We start from the raw sequence: 14,294 nt of genomic DNA, 5'->3' as shown, positions 1-14,294 counted from the left end.
ACTGAGTTATCTTGGCCTGGCATCAGCTTTCCTGAGGGTACGGCATTTGCGGCGGCTGCTCTTTCTCAACGGCATCAAGGCGTTCGAGGCGGCGGCGCGGACCGGCAGCTTTGCCTCCGCCGGCGTCGAGCTGAACGTGTCGGCCGCCGCCGTCAGCCGCATGGTGCATCTTCTGGAAAAGCGCCTCGGCGTCGCGCTATTCGAGCGCAAGGCCAACCGCCTCGTGCTGACGCAGGCAGGACGCGCCTATCAGAGCGGGCTGACGCCGATCTTCGACGCGCTCGCAAGCCTCACCGCCCAGGTGACGGCGTCCTCGAGCGTCCGCGTGCTCACCATCGGCGTCGGACACACCTTTGCGATGCGCTGGCTGATCCCGCGGCTGTCGGAGTTTCGCAACGAAGAGCCCGACATCGAGGTGCGCTTCACCACCGGCGGTGCGGCGGTGCCGTTCGGAGAGGACTGGAGCTGCGGCATCAAGCTCGGCACCGGCGACTGGCCCGGCCTCGTCGCCGAGCCGCTGTTCGCCGGCGACCTCACACCGGTCTGCGTGCCGCGCCTCGCCGCCAGCCTGAGACGGCCGGCCGACCTGAAAGGCCCGAGCCTGATCCGCGTCGCGCATTCGCCAGAGGACTGGCCGATCTGGCTGAAGGCGGCCAGCCTCACCCGGATCAACGCACGCGGCCCTGAATTCGAGTTCTACGGCCAGTCGCTGCAGGCCGCTGCCGACGGGCTCGGCATCGCCATGGGCATCCGGCCCTATATCGACGACGATCTCGCCGCCGGCCGGCTGGTGGCGCCGTTCGACATCTCGGTGCCCAAGGGCATGCGCTGGTACCTGGTGTATCGCAGCTTCCAGACCGAACAGCGCGACTTTGCCGCGTTCCGGCGCTGGATCATGCGTGCCGCGGCCGAGCCCGCGGCGCGTCCGGCCAGGCGGATCGGCCGCGCCGCCGCACGGAACTGAAGGGGTCAATCTGCTCTTGGGCGAATCTTGGGCGAAAAAGCCGGCGGCTTGTGAACCGTTTCACATACGCAAATCTGGAAACGTGGTCCCCTAATTTCCCAACAAGAAACGTGGGGGACCACTATGACGACCCTTTACGACGGCTTTGACATCGAATCCTTCGAGGCAGGCAAGGGACTGTGGCACGCCCGGATCCGGCGCGCCGACTTCAGCCCTGTTGCCATCGACGGCGTGCTGTTTCCGGCCATGGAAGTCGGCTTCGCCTGGCCCGATCCCGACGCTGCGATCGCCGATGCCAAGCACCACATCGACCGCTTCCGCCGCCGCGCCGAGAACGACGACGAGTAAGCAAGCGGGATGGCGAAGGACCGCAGCGACAACGCGGCGGGAAACGAGGAACCGGGGATGTCGTACATCGAAATCGAAGAGACACAGCCGCTGGCACGATCCTACGCGCGGTCCGTGCTGGCGAAATGTCCTGAGTGCGACGAGGATCTCGCGGTGCTCCGCGTGATCGGCGGCCGCGCCGGATGCGAATACTGGACCATGCGTTGCACTAGTTGCGGCGGGATCCATCTCGACATCCTCCAACCGCGCAGTGTGCGCGAGGACGACGACGGGCCGCTGCCGGCGGCGTGACGCCCGCGCCTGCTGCCAACCTGCTGTCAGCAGGCCGAGCCGGACAGGGCATTCGCCCTTTTCTGCCGGGCGAACTCGTCCCATATTCGGAGCATGGCGAAGAAACCTGCACCCTCCGAAAAATCCGGCAAATCCCCCAAAACCAAGACGCCCAACTCGAAGGCGCCAAATTCTCGCGCGTCACGGCCTGACGTGCAGCCGATCGCGCCGGCGCTGGCCGAGCTGCTCAATCCCGCCATCAATCGCGGCGATGCCGGGCTTGGATCGGGCACCGGCCTGCAGCCACCGCCGGACAATTCGCGTGACCGCCGCGCCGGCGGCGAGGCCGCTGCGCATCGCGCGCGGGCCTCGACGCCGAAGGATTTTCCGCAGGACTCTCGTCAGCCGACTCGCGGCTCACCCCCCTCCCCGGCCCTCCCCCGCAAGGGGGGAGGGAGCGGAGAGACTGGTGGTTTGGAAGAGGCGCCGCAAGCCAATTACGGCACGAGCGCGACGGTGCCGTTCCTCGACCCGGAACTGGCAAAGCAGCTCGGACTGCCGACCGAAGAGGACGATGCCGAGGCGCTGGCGCGGCCGCCACGTTCGAGGACCGAAGCGCTCGGCGTGAAGGCGACCGCGGACGCGCTGGAGACGCTGATCCGAGAGGGCCGCCCCGAGTTCCGCAAGGACGACGGCTCCATGAAAGTGTGGACGCCGCACCGGCCGCCGCGCCCGGAGAAGTCCGAAGGCGGCGTGCGCTTCGAGATCAAGTCGGAGTACCAGCCCAAGGGCGACCAGCCCACCGCGATCGCCGAGCTCGTCGAAGGCATTGAGCGTAACGACCGTTCGCAGGTTCTGCTCGGCGTCACCGGCTCGGGCAAGACCTACACCATGGCCAAGGTGATCGAGGCGACGCAGCGCCCTGCCCTGATCCTGGCGCCGAACAAGACGCTCGCCGCCCAGCTCTATGGCGAGTTCAAGAACTTCTTCCCCGACAATGCGGTCGAGTACTTCGTCTCGTATTACGACTACTACCAGCCCGAAGCCTACGTGCCGCGCACCGACACCTATATCGAGAAGGACTCGTCCATCAACGAGCAGATCGACCGCATGCGCCACTCGGCGACGCGCGCGCTGCTCGAACGCGACGACGTCATCATCGTCGCCTCGGTGTCCTGCATCTACGGTATCGGCTCGGTCGAGACCTATACCGCGATGACCTTCGCGCTGAAGAAGGGCGAGCGCATCGACCAGCGCCAGCTCATCGCCGACCTCGTCGCCTTGCAATACAAACGCACGCAGGCCGATTTCACCCGCGGCACGTTCCGGGTGCGCGGCGACATCATCGACATCTTCCCGGCGCACTATGAGGACCGCGCCTGGCGCGTGAACCTGTTCGGCGACACCGTCGAGAACATCGAGGAGTTCGATCCGCTCACCGGCCACAAGCAGGACGAGCTCGAATTTATCAAGATCTACGCCAACTCGCACTATGTGACGCCGCGCCCGACGCTGGTGCAGGCAATCAAGTCGATCAAGTTCGAATTGAAGCAGCGGCTCGACCAGCTCCACGATCAGGGGCGCCTTTTGGAGGCGCAGCGGCTGGAGCAGCGTACGATGTTCGACCTCGAGATGATGGAGGCGACGGGAAGCTGCGCCGGCATCGAGAACTATTCGCGCTACCTGACCGGCCGCCGCCCCGGCGAGCCGCCGCCGACATTGTTCGAATACGTGCCCGACAACGCGCTGATCTTCGCCGACGAGAGCCACGTCACCATCCCGCAGATCGGCGCCATGTTCCGCGGCGACTTCCGCCGCAAGGCGACGCTCGCCGAATACGGTTTCCGCCTGCCCTCCTGCATGGACAACCGTCCCTTGCGCTTCGAGGAATGGGACATGATGCGGCCGCAGACCATCGCGGTGTCCGCAACGCCGAGCGGCTGGGAGCTGAACGAGAGCGGCGGCGTTTTCGTCGAGCAGGTGATCCGTCCGACCGGACTCATTGATCCTCCCGTGGACATCCGTCCCGCGCGCACGCAGGTCGATGACCTCGTCGGTGAGGTCCGCGCGACCGCTGCGGCGGGCTACCGTTCGCTGATCACGGTTTTGACAAAACGCATGGCGGAGGACCTCACCGAATATCTGCACGAGCAGGGCATTCGCGTGCGCTACATGCACTCGGACATCGACACCATCGAACGCATCGAGATCATTCGCGACCTGCGCCTCGGCGCGTTCGACGCGCTGGTCGGCATCAACCTGTTGCGCGAAGGCCTCGACATTCCCGAATGCGCACTGGTCGCCATCCTCGACGCCGACAAGGAAGGCTTTCTGCGCAGCGAGACCTCGCTGATCCAGACCATCGGCCGCGCCGCGCGCAACGTCGACGGCAAGGTGATCCTCTATGCCGACAGCATGACCGGCTCGATGGAGCGCGCGATCGCCGAGACCAATCGCCGCCGCGAGAAGCAGGTCGAGTACAACAACGCCAACGGCATCACGCCGGAGAGCGTGAAGAAGCAGATCGGCGACATCCTCAACTCCGTCTACGAGCGCGACCACGTGCTGGTGGAGGTCGGCGGCCACGACATGACCGACGACGTCATCTCGATCGGCCACAATTTCGAGGCCGTGCTCGCCGATCTCGAAACGAGGATGCGCGAGGCCGCCGCCGATCTGAACTTCGAGGAAGCCGCGCGCCTGCGCGACGAGGTCAAGCGCCTGCGTGCGACCGAGCTCGCCGTGGTCGACGACCCCACCGCCAAGCAGCGCGCGGTCCAGAGCAAGGCCGGCGCCTATGCCGGTACAAGGAAATACGGCGACGCTGCCAACCTTCCTGTCAGCGCCATGAAGAAAAGGACCGTGGGCTCCGCGCTCAAGGCCAGCGGCGGCGGCAGCGGCTCGAAGGTGCACAAGCCGCATCTCGACGAAATGCACGGCCCGGAGTCGTTGCCCTATCGGGCAAGCCGCGCCCGGCCGTCAAAGCCGTTCGGCGGAAGCAGCCGCATCATCCAGCCGACCGACTCGCGGCAGTCGGGGCCGGAGTTCGGACCGGCGCCCAAGTCGACGGGCGGTGCGCCGGGGCGACGGGGTGGGTGGAAGAAGAGGTAGATTGCTCGCTGCGTGAGGAGAGCGGCTCGCCGTCACCGGCGGGACGCGCCGGGCAATGTGCGTGCGGCGACGGCCGCCGGGCCGAATGCGTGCGCGCAGCCGCATGCGCAACCCATCGCTGCACCCCATGAACCTGGCATTGCGTTTGTGCGTCATACAATCTGCAATCATCCCCTGTGGTTTTGCGGATTGATGGGCGCCCGGACTGCGCGATAGCGTTTGCGATCGACGGCCGACGAAGGCGGACGTAGCATGACGGTTGAATCGTTGAACAGACAGCGCGTGCTCCATCTGCTCGACAGTTTTGCGCGCGGCGATCTCGACGCGGCGCTGTCGTGCTGCACCGAGGATGTCGACTTCCTCACCCACGCGCCGATCGACGTGCTGCCGCACATGGTGCCGCGGCACGGCAAGGAGGAGCTGCGCGAGCTCTGGCAGACGATCTGGTCGCGCTATTCCGAAATTCGCTACAAGACGCCGCACATCGTCACCGAGGGCGAGGAGGTCGCGACCTACATGCACACCTATTTCAAGAAGCGCAGCAACGAGCGCATCGTGCAGTTCGACATGGCCGTGTTCTACACCTTCCGGGGCGGGCTGGTGGCAGAGATCCGCGAGATCATCGATTCCTACGATTTGGTGCAGCAGGTGCTGGAGCGCGACATCGGACCGCTGATCGTGGGCGCGAGGGTGGAGTAATTTGCTGACGTTGTATTGGCTTTCGCCAGGACGACACGGAATGCGTGGCGCCCGCGCCCGGGCCGACGCGCGGTGGCGACCGGCAAAATACGGGGTTCTATTGCAAATCTCACAAACTACGCACAATTGTGCATTGCAAAAACGTGAATTGCGTTTTGGCCGAAATCCCGTATTTGTTCGCGCACCAATGAGTTGACGGGCCCGGCGGCACTGCATGGGGCTGTTTTCCATTTTTTTGCAAGCCAGCTTCAGGACTGCTCAAAATGACAGAGCACAGCCTCTGGCGTTTCTCGCGCGCGTTGCATCGCGCGATCAACGACCGGCATTTCGCTGACATCGAGGCCTTGATCGACGAGGACGTCGACTGGGCACTCTATGGCCCGATCGACATGTTTCCGTTCTTCGGCGCGCGCCACGGCAAGCAGGCGGTGCTCGACGTCATCCGCCAGCTCGCCGACAACTTCCATGTCCGCCGCTTCGATCGCGAAAGCATCATGCTGGGCATCGATTCCGCCGCCTCGATGCTGCGCTATTCGCTGACCGCACTCGATTCCGACAAGCCGCTCTCGCTGCGGGTGGCGCAGTTCGCCCAGTTCAAAGCGGGCCGCCTCGTCAACATGCGCGTGCTGATCGACACCTTCGACCTCGTGGAGCAGGCACTTGGCCGCGCCATTCATCTGCCCAAGATGACCAGCGTGGGGTGAGGGGGACGCCAACGGGCCCCGCTTTCGGGACCGATGGCGACGCTCGCGATGTCCTGGCCTCCAGCCCCGCCGGATGCCGTCGCGCAGAGTTCGTCATCGGGCGCGCGCCTGCCGCGCGGCCCGTTGGTTCGCGGCCTCAATAACTGCCGCCACAATTTCGCAATGATATAACCGCATGTTCGACACGGACCGAATGGCGCATGGTCTTCGCGGAATGCCGCTCTATATTGGTTCTGAAAGCATGCGCCGGGGCTCGCGGGCAGGACGATGGAATTCTCGACAGGTTTTGGCTGGAGGCTGCCAGTGCTGGCGGCCGCGTTGATTTTCGGCTCGGTGCTGACGGCCTCGGCCCAGATCATTCCACAGGCCGCCGCTGCGCCTGACGACGAGGCGGAGGCTGCGGCGACGCCTGATGTCAACGACACCGACGTGCTCAAGGGGATCGACGTCGACAAGCTCGACTGGAGCCAGCTCGCAGTCGACGCCGGCACGCTCAACGATATCATCGCCGCGAAGAAGCGCGCGCAGGCGGCAGCCAAGGACGGGTTGGACTGGTCGTCGAACCCCAACGCGAACGGCTCCTCCGCCGTCACCGTGAAGCGGTCGGTGTTTTCGTTCTGGGACACGCGGATCGGCGCCGATATGACGGTGGCGAGCGAGCCGACCACGATGTCCGAGCTTTTGGCGGAAAAGGCCGCCAATGGCGGCAGCCTGCCGCAATCCTCCGGCAGCGCCTGGGCGAAAGCGACCGCGCCGGGCGCGGGTTCGATCTGGGACAAGACCGCGGTGGAAGCCCGGGTCGATCCCGGCGCCGAGCAGAGCCGGCTCGGTGCCTCCCTGACCAAGTCGGTGCCGCTCTCGAGCGACTATTCGCTAACGCTTCAGAACGGCTACAGCGTGAACCAGCAGGGCACGACGGCGCTCCCCGGCATCGGCGGGCACACCATCCGCAATTACGAGACCGACCAGTCCGCCAAGGTCACGATCACCGACACCGGCACCAGCATCACCGCCGGCCAGACGCTGTCGACCACCGACGACAAATGGCTGCGCAAGTTCGGCGCCGAGCAGAAGCTGTTCGACAACGTCACCGTCTCCGGCTCCGTCGGCGAGACCTCGCAAGGTGCGATCAACAAGAGCCTCACCGCGGGCTTCAAGACGAGCTGGTGAGTCCTCTTCGCCCCTCCCCGCCGGCGGCAAGCCTTCAGACATTCGTAACCTTACGCCACGGCAAAGCCCCCGAATGGTCCGCCCTTGCCGCATCTTGGCCTAGTTGCTGTCAAAATCGGACGCCTTGATGGAGGTCGCCTCACAGACGTCGTCGTGCGGGGGAGACTCGCGCTGCGCTCAACGCGAACAGGGGAACAACGATGAACGCCACTCGCCCGGAAAAGATTGAATCCACCGAGACCGAGACGGTCGACACCAACCTTGCCGCCGTGACGGAGGTCGAGGCCGGCATCCGCGATTTCGTGCGCAACGATATTGCCTATCTGCGCCGGCCGGCATCCGGCAGCGAGCCTGCGCTCGATCCCAACGCGGAGGCCACCGTCAACAACGTCAACTCGCTGATCCAGCGCGTCGCCGGCACCTCGCTCGCCGAGATCGAGAACCTGATCTCCGAGCTCGAGAGCCTGCGTGACCTGCTCCACGCCGAAGGCCAGCGCGTCCAGCGCGAGATCTCCGGCTACGCCCAGCTCAGCCAGGCCGCGATGAAGTCGACCCGCATGATCGCCGACAACGTTTCCCAATGGAAGCGCGCCGCCGACGGTCTGCGCAATAGCTGATCACGCTTCACACGTCATGGACCGCCGCGCTCCCGCAACGGGCGCGGCGGTTTTGATTTTGGGGGGATGCGTGGGGCACGCTGGCGCCCCACAGTCGGTGTCATCACCCGCGCAGGCGGATGATCCAGTATTCCAGAGACAACGAGGCTGGAGCCGAGAAGCCGCGGCGTACTGGATGCCCCGGTCAAGCCGGGGCATGACGGCGGAGATTGCGGCACCGGCCACGCAGTCAGACCGGCCCCCGCCCGCTTTGAACTTTCCCCAACGCCCCGACGACCAATGCCAAGCGCCCGCAGCCTTTGCGGCCGGGCCAGGGGACAAGACACATGGAAAGCATTCGGCCCGACAACACGGACCCGATTCCGCTGCGGCCCGCGCCGACCCAGTTCGGCACGATCATGCTGCGCTTCGTCGGACTATTGGCCATCGCGATTGCGGTGCTGGCGTTCGTCTACAGCCGCTGAGCGGCGATGCCGGGGAATCCGGCTCGACAGCGTTAACGAAGTCTTAGTCGCTCGCTTCGACGGTCGAGGCTTCGAGAGTGTAGCCACCGTCGGCATAGCCCTTCACCACCATGCCGGCGACCAGCATCACTGCCAGCGTCGCGGTAGCGAAGATAAATCCGACCAGCTTAAGTGCGCCGCGGTCTGCCATTGTTCTCGTCCCCTGTCCTCTGCCTATTCGTTCAAATAGGCTGCGACAGGTTCATAATTGGTTAGCAACTGGTGGTTCCGCCGGATGCTTCGCGGGCGGCGCCGTTTCGAAAAGGCTTATGGCAGCCGGCCTGAATCGCGTCCATAGCGCGCGAGCAACACTCCGCCATTCATTTCCGCCGTTGAGATTGGAACTGGTCTAACCGCCCTTCTCGCGCATCGGCACGAACGCAGTGGCGGTGATGGAGTAGACCTCTTCGCCGCGCTGGTTGGTGCCAGTGGTGCGGGCCGTCAGGATACCCCAGCCGGGACGCGAGCCAGATGCGCGCTTGTCGATGATGACGCTGACGTAGCTGACGGTGTCGCCGGCCAGCACCGGCTTGATCCAGCGCAGATCGCGGAATCCCGGCGACGGCCCCCACACAGCGACCTCCTCGCCGCGCGCGGCCGCCTGTTTCGCCAGCCGCTGGCCGTCCGCGACGAGCAGGCTCATGCAGGCGGAGCCGACGTGCCAGCCGGATGCTGCGAGCCCGCCGAACAGCGAGTTCTTGCCCTCCTCCTCGTCGAGATGGAAGCGCTGCGGGTCGAACTTCGCGGCGAACGTCTTGATGGATTCGGCCGTGAACGTATAGGCGCCGATCTCGCGGCGCTGGCCGATCTCGATCTCTTCGAAGAACCACATCAGACCGCCCCCTCGCGCCGCTTGATCAGGATCGGCGAGGTCATCTCGCACAGCACCTCGCCCTTGGCGTTGCGCGCGACGCATTTGAACTTGACGATGCCGAGTGCGGGCCGGCTCTTCGAGGTGCGCGCTTCCACGACGTCGACGTCGAGCGTGAGGTCATCGCCGGGCCGCAATGGCGAGAGCCAGCGCACCTCGTCGACGCCGGGCGAGCCGAGCGAGGCGGCGCGGGTGATGAAGCCATCGGCCATCATCCGCATCATCAGCGAGCAGAGGTGCCAGCCCGAGCCGGACAGGCCGCACAGCATGCTTCTAGCTGCCGCCTCCTCGTCCAGGTGCATGGGCTGCGGATCGAACTCGGCGGCAAAGGCCAGAATCTCGTCGCGGGTGACATGGCGCGGGCCGAACGTGCCGAACCGGCCGGGCGGGAAGTCTTCGAAGGTCAGGGTCATCTTGGGAAAGCTTTGCGGAATTGACAGATTGTGGCCGCACTTTGCGGCAATCTCAACCCGCCGGCCCGCATGGCTCGTGCTACATTCGACGCGGCGGCCTGGGTCCGAGTCGTTTGGTTTTGAGTCGGATCAACCAAGGGCCGAGGCCCGATTTGCCCTGGGGGGAGTAATGTTTTCATTCAGCGATCTGTTTCAATGGGACCGCTTCATCACGCCGACGATCATCAAGACCTTCTACTGGCTGGTGATCGCGCTGATCTGCCTGTTCGGCCTCTCCGGCGTCTTCTCCGGTCTCGCTACGATGGCGATCAGCCCGTTCGGCGGTTTCCTGGTGCTGCTGTCGTCGATCGCAAGCGTCGTCGTCGGCATCGTGTTCTCGCGCATCGCCGCCGAGCTGATCCTGATCGTCTTCCGCATCAACGAGCATCTCGGCGCGATCCGCGACCAGGGCGGCGGGATGAAGTGAGGCAGGCACCGGCGCCGTAGGGTGGGTTAGCCGAAGGCGTAACCCACCGCTTTCATCGCCGCGGGAGAAGTGGTGGGTTACGCTTCGCTAACCCACCCTACGAATCCCGCAAGAACTCACGTATTAAACCGGAAATGCATCACATCGCCGTCGGCGACGGTATAGTCCTTGCCTTCGAGGCGCAGCTTGCCGGCATCGCGGGCGCCGGCTTCACCGCCAAGCGCGACATAGTCGTCATAGGCGATGGTCTCGGCGCGGATAAAGCCCTTTTCGAAATCGGTGTGGATCACGCCGGCCGCCGCCGGCGCCTTGGTGCCGCGATGGATGGTCCAGGCGCGTGTCTCCTTCGGCCCCACGGTGAAGTAGGTGATGAGGTCGAGCAGCTTGTAGCCGGCGCGGATCAGGCGGTCGAGGCCGGCCTCTTCGAGGCCGAGGGTCTGAAGGAAATCGACGCGCTCCTCACGTGAGAGCGTCGCGATCTCGGATTCGATCTTGGCGGAGATGACGACGGCGACCGCCCCCTCCTTGGCAGCCTGCTCTTCGACCGCTTTGGAAAAAGCGTTGCCGGTGGCGGCGGAGCCTTCCTCGACATTGCAGACGTAAAGCACGGGCTTCGACGACAACAGGCCGAGCATCGAGAAGGCGCGCTCCTCCTCCGCCTTGCGTTCGACGAGGCGCGCCGGCTTGCCGTCGCGCAGCAGCACCAGCGTGCGGTTGACGAGGTCGAGCTGCTCCTTGGCTTCCTTGTCGTTGCCCTTGGCCTTCTTGGTGAGGTTGTCGACGCGCTTCTCGAGGCTGTCGAGATCGGCGAGCATCAGCTCGGTCTCGATGGTCTCGATGTCGGCGAGCGGCGCGATCTTGCCCTCGACATGGGTGATGTCGGAGTCTTCAAAGCAGCGCACGACATGGGCGATCGCATCGACCTCGCGGATGTTGGCGAGAAACTGGTTGCCGAGGCCTTCGCCCTTGGAGGCGCCGCGCACGAGACCGGCGATGTCGACGAAGGTCAGCCGGGTCGGGATGATCTGGGCCGACTTCGCGGCCGCCGACAGCTTCTCCAGCCGCGGATCGGGCACGGCGACCTCACCGACATTCGGCTCGATCGTGCAGAACGGATAGTTCGCAGCTTGCGCTGCAGCCGTCTCGGTCAGCGCGTTGAACAAGGTCGACTTGCCGACGTTGGGCAACCCGACAATTCCGCATTTGAATCCCATCGTGTCCTCTAGCGCAGTGCAATCGTAGGGTGGGTTAGCGTAGCGTAACCCACCACTTTTCCCGCCGTGGCATGGTGGGTTACGCCTTCCGCCTTCGCTTGTTGAAGCTTCGGCGAACGCGATCGGCTAACCCACCCTACTCTTTGCCGTTGTCGTCCTTGGTCAAAAACCCCTTCGCCTGCATGGCGAGATGCACCTTGTTCGCGAACGTCGCGTCCGTGCCCTTGGCAAGGAGCGCGGCGTGCTCGGCAACCGCATCGCAGAGCGTCGCCACCCATTCGCCGTCGGCCTTCGAGAAGTCCGACAGCACGTGGCCGTGCACCAGTTCCTTGACGCCGGGATGACCGATGCCGAGCCGCACCCGGCGGTACTCATTGCCGATATGGGCAGAGATCGAGCGCAGACCGTTGTGGCCGGCGATGCCGCCGCCGATCTTGACCCGCACCTTGCCCGGCGGCAGTTCGAGCTCGTCCTGGAACACGGTGACGTCGCCAGGTGCGATCTTGAAGAAGCTTGCCGCCTCCTGAACGCTGCGGCCCGACTCGTTCATGTAGGTCGTGGGCTTGAGCAGGATGACGCGCTCAGGTCCGAGTACGCCTTCCGAGGTCTCGCCCTGAAAGCGACGGCGCCATGGCGAGAAACCATGACGCCGCGCGATCTCGTCGACGGCCATGAAGCCGATATTGTGCCGGTTGCGTGCGTATCGTGCGCCGGGATTGCCGAGCCCAACAAAGAGTCGCATGACGCGGCGCGCCCCTCGCTCGGCGCGCGATCAGGACCGCGCGCCGGCTTTGAGAGATTACTTCTTCTTGTCGCCGCCGGCGGGAGCCTTGGCAGCCGCCGCCGGAGCCGCAGCACCCGGAGCCGGCGCAGCCGCGCCAGCCGCCGGAGCAGCCGCCGCAGCACCCGGAGCCGCAGCACCGGCCGCAGCCGCAGCCGCCGCCTTCTGCTCTTCGGCATAGCCGGACGGCGGCACGATGGTGACGAGGGTCGCGTCCTCGCGGGTCAGCGCCCTCACGCCCTTCGGCAGCTTGACGTCCGACAAATGGAGCGAGTGACCGATCTCGAGCGAGCCGACATCGACCTCGATGAACTGCGGGATGTTCTCGACACCGCATTCGAGCTCGACTGCGTGGGCAACGATGTTGACCGTGCCGCCGCGCTTCACGCCGGGCGAGCCTTCCGCCTTCACCACATGCAGCGGCACGCTGATGCGGATGGTGGCGCCTTCGCCAAGCCGCATGAAGTCGACATGGATCGGGAAGTCCTTGACCGGATCGAGGTGGAAGTCGCGCGGAATCACGCGGTGCTTCTTGCCGTCGAGGTCGATGTCGACCAGCGTGGTCAGGAACCGGCCGGCGAGGATGCGCTGGCGCAGTTCGCGATGGTCAACCGAGATCGGGAGCGGGGGCTGGTTGTTGCCATAGATCACTCCGGGCACTCTCCCGGCGCGACGCTCAGCCCGGGCGGCCCCCTTGCCGCTCTTCGGACGTGCAGTCGCCTTCAATTCCTTGACGGTCGCCATAACGTTAAGTCCTTGTTTTTGCAAAAGTTAATGGGCCGCAAGGCGGCCCATGGTGCTGTCCACAGCAAGCCTCCAGGGGTGCGGGGGCCGCGGACGTGGCGGGCTTTTACCCGGAAGATGCGGAAATGACAAGGAGAATGGGCCGCCGACCAGTACCGGGTAGGCCGGATGGAGCGCAGCGAAATCCGGGTGGAACGCGGCTCCCGGATTGCGCTGCGCTGGATCCGGGTACGGGCAATTGATGAGCCCCTCAAGCCGTCGATGTTCCGCCCAGCTTGGCCTCCAGCGCCGCAATCCGTGCCTTCAGCGCCTCGTTCTCCTCGCGGGCGAGGCGCGCCATGTCCTTGACCGCCTCGAACTCCTCGCGCTTGACCAGATCCATGTCGCGCAGGAATTTTTCGGCCTGGCTGCGCATCACGGTATCGAACTCGCGCTTGACGCCCTGGGCGGCACCGGCGGCGTCGTTCATCAGACGGCCGATCTCGTCGAAAAACCGATTGGTGGTCTGGGTCATGGCGGCCTCCGATAAACTTTGCGCGAACAGCTCAAGGAACAATGGCAATCCGGACAGGACGGTTCAAGGGCCTTTGCCCGGCCCGGAGGTATCCTTGTCATGCCCTGGTTTCCTTGCAATCGTATTCAACGTCCCTGCATAAGAAGAATCACAAGGCGCAAGAGATGATCGACCAGCAGATCGCAATTCCCACCAAGGACGGCCACACCGCAACCTTCATCTCCCATCCCGAACGCGGCGGGCCGTTTCCGGTCATCCTGTTCTACATGGATGCGCCGGCGATCCGCGAGGAGCTGCGCGACATGGCGCGCCGGCTCGCGACATCGGGCTATTACGTGATGCTGCCGAATCTCTACTACCGCTCCGGCGTAATGGAGCTCGGAGCGCTACCGGCCGACCCGAATGCGCCGGAACGCAAGCGCATGTTCCAGCTCATGAGCTCGCTCAGCATTCCCATGATCATGGAGGACAGCAAAGCCCTGCTCGCCTATGCGGAGGGCCAGGCCGCCGCGAACACGAAGATCGTCGGCACCGTCGGCTATTGCATGAGCGGCCGCTACGCGGTCAACGCCGCCACGCATTTTCCCGATCGCGTGAAAGCGGCCGCCTCGATCTACGGCACGCAGCTTGCGACGGACCAGGACGACAGCCCGCATCTCGCCGCCGGCAAGACCAAGGCCGAACTCTATTTCGCCTGCGCCGAGACCGACATCTATGCGCCGGCCGAGATCATCGAGAAGGTGAAGCAGGGTATGAGCGGTGCGAAGGCCGAGGTCGAGATCTATCCTGGCACCCATCACGGCTTCGCCTTCCCCAAGCGTCCGGTCTATGACCGCGACGCGGCCGAGCGGCACTGGGAGCGGCTGCTCGCACTCTATCGCCGCAATCTCGTCTAGATACAGAAG

General features: G+C 64.9%; 18 protein-coding genes. 11 read left to right on the top strand and 7 right to left on the bottom strand.

The features are described from left to right. Window positions 1-46 precede the first annotated feature (46 nt). The 9 genes from MTR72_RS09050 (at window position 47) to MTR72_RS09010 (ending at window position 8,347) form a co-directional block, all read left to right on the top strand. On the top strand, window positions 47-964 hold the full coding sequence (locus MTR72_RS09050) for a LysR substrate-binding domain-containing protein (RefSeq protein WP_280968481.1): 918 nt from the start codon (window positions 47-49) through the stop codon (window positions 962-964). Window positions 965-1,087: 123 nt separating this feature from the next. Next, window positions 1,088-1,312 (top strand): hypothetical protein, encoded by a 225-nt coding sequence (locus tag MTR72_RS09045; protein WP_280968480.1) that lies wholly within the window; start codon window positions 1,088-1,090, stop codon window positions 1,310-1,312. A gap of 57 nt (window positions 1,313-1,369) precedes the next feature. Further along, entirely contained in the window at window positions 1,370-1,603 is a 234-nt protein-coding gene (locus tag MTR72_RS09040) for a hypothetical protein (RefSeq protein WP_280970845.1), read from the top strand. A gap of 93 nt (window positions 1,604-1,696) precedes the next feature. Then, window positions 1,697-4,693 (top strand): excinuclease ABC subunit UvrB, encoded by a 2,997-nt coding sequence (gene uvrB, locus MTR72_RS09035; RefSeq protein WP_280968479.1) that lies wholly within the window; start codon window positions 1,697-1,699, stop codon window positions 4,691-4,693. A 252-nt stretch (window positions 4,694-4,945) separates the two neighbouring features. Further along, window positions 4,946-5,392, top strand: a complete 447-nt coding sequence (locus MTR72_RS09030; RefSeq protein WP_280968478.1) for a nuclear transport factor 2 family protein — start codon at window positions 4,946-4,948, stop codon at window positions 5,390-5,392. A 263-nt stretch (window positions 5,393-5,655) separates the two neighbouring features. Next, a complete protein-coding gene (locus MTR72_RS09025; RefSeq protein ID WP_280968477.1) occupies window positions 5,656-6,096 on the top strand; it encodes a nuclear transport factor 2 family protein in 441 nt (146 codons plus the stop codon). Between the two features lie 267 nt (window positions 6,097-6,363). After that, window positions 6,364-7,266: a hypothetical protein gene (locus tag MTR72_RS09020; RefSeq protein ID WP_280968476.1), complete on the top strand. Its 903-nt coding sequence runs from the start codon at window positions 6,364-6,366 to the stop codon at window positions 7,264-7,266. A 200-nt stretch (window positions 7,267-7,466) separates the two neighbouring features. Continuing rightward, complete coding sequence (locus tag MTR72_RS09015) at window positions 7,467-7,883, top strand: hypothetical protein (RefSeq protein ID WP_280968475.1); 417 nt, start codon at window positions 7,467-7,469, stop codon at window positions 7,881-7,883. 326 nt (window positions 7,884-8,209) lie between these two features. Next, entirely contained in the window at window positions 8,210-8,347 is a 138-nt protein-coding gene (locus tag MTR72_RS09010) for a hypothetical protein (RefSeq protein ID WP_280968474.1), read from the top strand. Window positions 8,348-8,390: 43 nt separating this feature from the next. Here the strand turns inward: MTR72_RS09010 and MTR72_RS09005 are convergent, their stop codons facing one another. The 3 genes from MTR72_RS09005 to MTR72_RS08995 all read right to left on the bottom strand — a co-directional run bounded on the left by MTR72_RS09005 (window position 8,391) and on the right by MTR72_RS08995 (window position 9,670). Continuing rightward, complete coding sequence (locus MTR72_RS09005; protein ID WP_280968473.1) at window positions 8,391-8,537, bottom strand: hypothetical protein; 147 nt, start codon at window positions 8,535-8,537, stop codon at window positions 8,391-8,393. A 198-nt stretch (window positions 8,538-8,735) separates the two neighbouring features. Further along, window positions 8,736-9,218: a MaoC family dehydratase gene (locus MTR72_RS09000; protein ID WP_280968472.1), complete on the bottom strand. Its 483-nt coding sequence runs from the start codon at window positions 9,216-9,218 to the stop codon at window positions 8,736-8,738. Next, window positions 9,218-9,670 carry a MaoC family dehydratase gene (locus MTR72_RS08995; protein WP_280968471.1) on the bottom strand — a complete coding sequence of 151 codons (453 nt, stop codon included), beginning with the start codon at window positions 9,668-9,670 and terminating at the stop codon, window positions 9,218-9,220. Before MTR72_RS08995 ends, MTR72_RS09000 begins: the two co-directional genes overlap by 1 nt. A 169-nt stretch (window positions 9,671-9,839) precedes the next feature. Between MTR72_RS08995 and MTR72_RS08990 the strand changes: the two genes are divergently transcribed. Further along, entirely contained in the window at window positions 9,840-10,136 is a 297-nt protein-coding gene (locus tag MTR72_RS08990) for a DUF4282 domain-containing protein (protein ID WP_280968470.1), read from the top strand. A 116-nt stretch (window positions 10,137-10,252) separates the two neighbouring features. Here the strand turns inward: MTR72_RS08990 and ychF are convergent, their stop codons facing one another. From ychF to MTR72_RS08970, 4 genes are all read right to left on the bottom strand, one after another. Continuing rightward, the gene (ychF, locus tag MTR72_RS08985; protein WP_280968469.1) at window positions 10,253-11,350 is read right to left on the bottom strand and encodes a redox-regulated ATPase YchF; all 1,098 of its coding nucleotides are present in this window, start codon (window positions 11,348-11,350) and stop codon (window positions 10,253-10,255) included. A gap of 136 nt (window positions 11,351-11,486) precedes the next feature. Beyond that, a complete protein-coding gene (gene pth, locus MTR72_RS08980) occupies window positions 11,487-12,092 on the bottom strand; it encodes an aminoacyl-tRNA hydrolase (RefSeq protein ID WP_280968468.1) in 606 nt (201 codons plus the stop codon). Window positions 12,093-12,149: 57 nt separating this feature from the next. Further along, window positions 12,150-12,875 (bottom strand): 50S ribosomal protein L25/general stress protein Ctc, encoded by a 726-nt coding sequence (locus MTR72_RS08975; RefSeq protein ID WP_280968467.1) that lies wholly within the window; start codon window positions 12,873-12,875, stop codon window positions 12,150-12,152. A 250-nt stretch (window positions 12,876-13,125) separates the two neighbouring features. Further along, window positions 13,126-13,389, bottom strand: coding sequence for an accessory factor UbiK family protein (locus MTR72_RS08970; protein WP_280968466.1), 264 nt, complete (start codon window positions 13,387-13,389; stop codon window positions 13,126-13,128). Between the two features lie 164 nt (window positions 13,390-13,553). Here MTR72_RS08970 and MTR72_RS08965 point away from each other — a divergent pair, with 164 nt between their 5' ends. After that, entirely contained in the window at window positions 13,554-14,285 is a 732-nt protein-coding gene (locus MTR72_RS08965; RefSeq protein ID WP_280968465.1) for a dienelactone hydrolase family protein, read from the top strand. The last annotated feature ends 9 nt before the right edge of the window (window positions 14,286-14,294 follow it).

The organism is Bradyrhizobium sp. ISRA442 (genome assembly GCF_038085055.1).
In the GTDB taxonomy this organism is placed as follows: Bacteria; Pseudomonadota; Alphaproteobacteria; order Rhizobiales; family Xanthobacteraceae; genus Bradyrhizobium.
Note: the sequence above shows the minus strand (reverse complement) of the source record. Positions and strands in the feature narration are given on the sequence as shown.

What these genes read in the sequence shown, in the direction of transcription:
- MTR72_RS09015 (WP_280968475.1), top strand. Translation starts at nt 7,467, where the DNA reads ATGAACGCCACTCGCCCGGAAAAGATTGAATCCACCGAGACCGAGACG.
- MTR72_RS09045 (WP_280968480.1), top strand. Translation starts at nt 1,088, where the DNA reads ATGACGACCCTTTACGACGGCTTTGACATCGAATCCTTCGAGGCAGGC.
- ychF (WP_280968469.1), bottom strand. Translation starts at nt 11,350, where the DNA reads ATGGGATTCAAATGCGGAATTGTCGGGTTGCCCAACGTCGGCAAGTCG.
- MTR72_RS09025 (WP_280968477.1), top strand. Translation starts at nt 5,656, where the DNA reads ATGACAGAGCACAGCCTCTGGCGTTTCTCGCGCGCGTTGCATCGCGCG.
- MTR72_RS09010 (WP_280968474.1), top strand. Translation starts at nt 8,210, where the DNA reads ATGGAAAGCATTCGGCCCGACAACACGGACCCGATTCCGCTGCGGCCC.
- MTR72_RS09030 (WP_280968478.1), top strand. Translation starts at nt 4,946, where the DNA reads ATGACGGTTGAATCGTTGAACAGACAGCGCGTGCTCCATCTGCTCGAC.
- MTR72_RS08970 (WP_280968466.1), bottom strand. Translation starts at nt 13,389, where the DNA reads ATGACCCAGACCACCAATCGGTTTTTCGACGAGATCGGCCGTCTGATG.
- MTR72_RS09005 (WP_280968473.1), bottom strand. Translation starts at nt 8,537, where the DNA reads ATGGCAGACCGCGGCGCACTTAAGCTGGTCGGATTTATCTTCGCTACC.
- MTR72_RS08995 (WP_280968471.1), bottom strand. Translation starts at nt 9,670, where the DNA reads ATGACCCTGACCTTCGAAGACTTCCCGCCCGGCCGGTTCGGCACGTTC.
- MTR72_RS08965 (WP_280968465.1), top strand. Translation starts at nt 13,554, where the DNA reads ATGATCGACCAGCAGATCGCAATTCCCACCAAGGACGGCCACACCGCA.
- MTR72_RS09020 (WP_280968476.1), top strand. Translation starts at nt 6,364, where the DNA reads ATGGAATTCTCGACAGGTTTTGGCTGGAGGCTGCCAGTGCTGGCGGCC.
- MTR72_RS08975 (WP_280968467.1), bottom strand. Translation starts at nt 12,875, where the DNA reads ATGGCGACCGTCAAGGAATTGAAGGCGACTGCACGTCCGAAGAGCGGC.
- uvrB (WP_280968479.1), top strand. Translation starts at nt 1,697, where the DNA reads ATGGCGAAGAAACCTGCACCCTCCGAAAAATCCGGCAAATCCCCCAAA.
- MTR72_RS08990 (WP_280968470.1), top strand. Translation starts at nt 9,840, where the DNA reads ATGTTTTCATTCAGCGATCTGTTTCAATGGGACCGCTTCATCACGCCG.
- MTR72_RS09000 (WP_280968472.1), bottom strand. Translation starts at nt 9,218, where the DNA reads ATGTGGTTCTTCGAAGAGATCGAGATCGGCCAGCGCCGCGAGATCGGC.
- MTR72_RS09040 (WP_280970845.1), top strand. Translation starts at nt 1,370, where the DNA reads ATGTCGTACATCGAAATCGAAGAGACACAGCCGCTGGCACGATCCTAC.
- pth (WP_280968468.1), bottom strand. Translation starts at nt 12,092, where the DNA reads ATGCGACTCTTTGTTGGGCTCGGCAATCCCGGCGCACGATACGCACGC.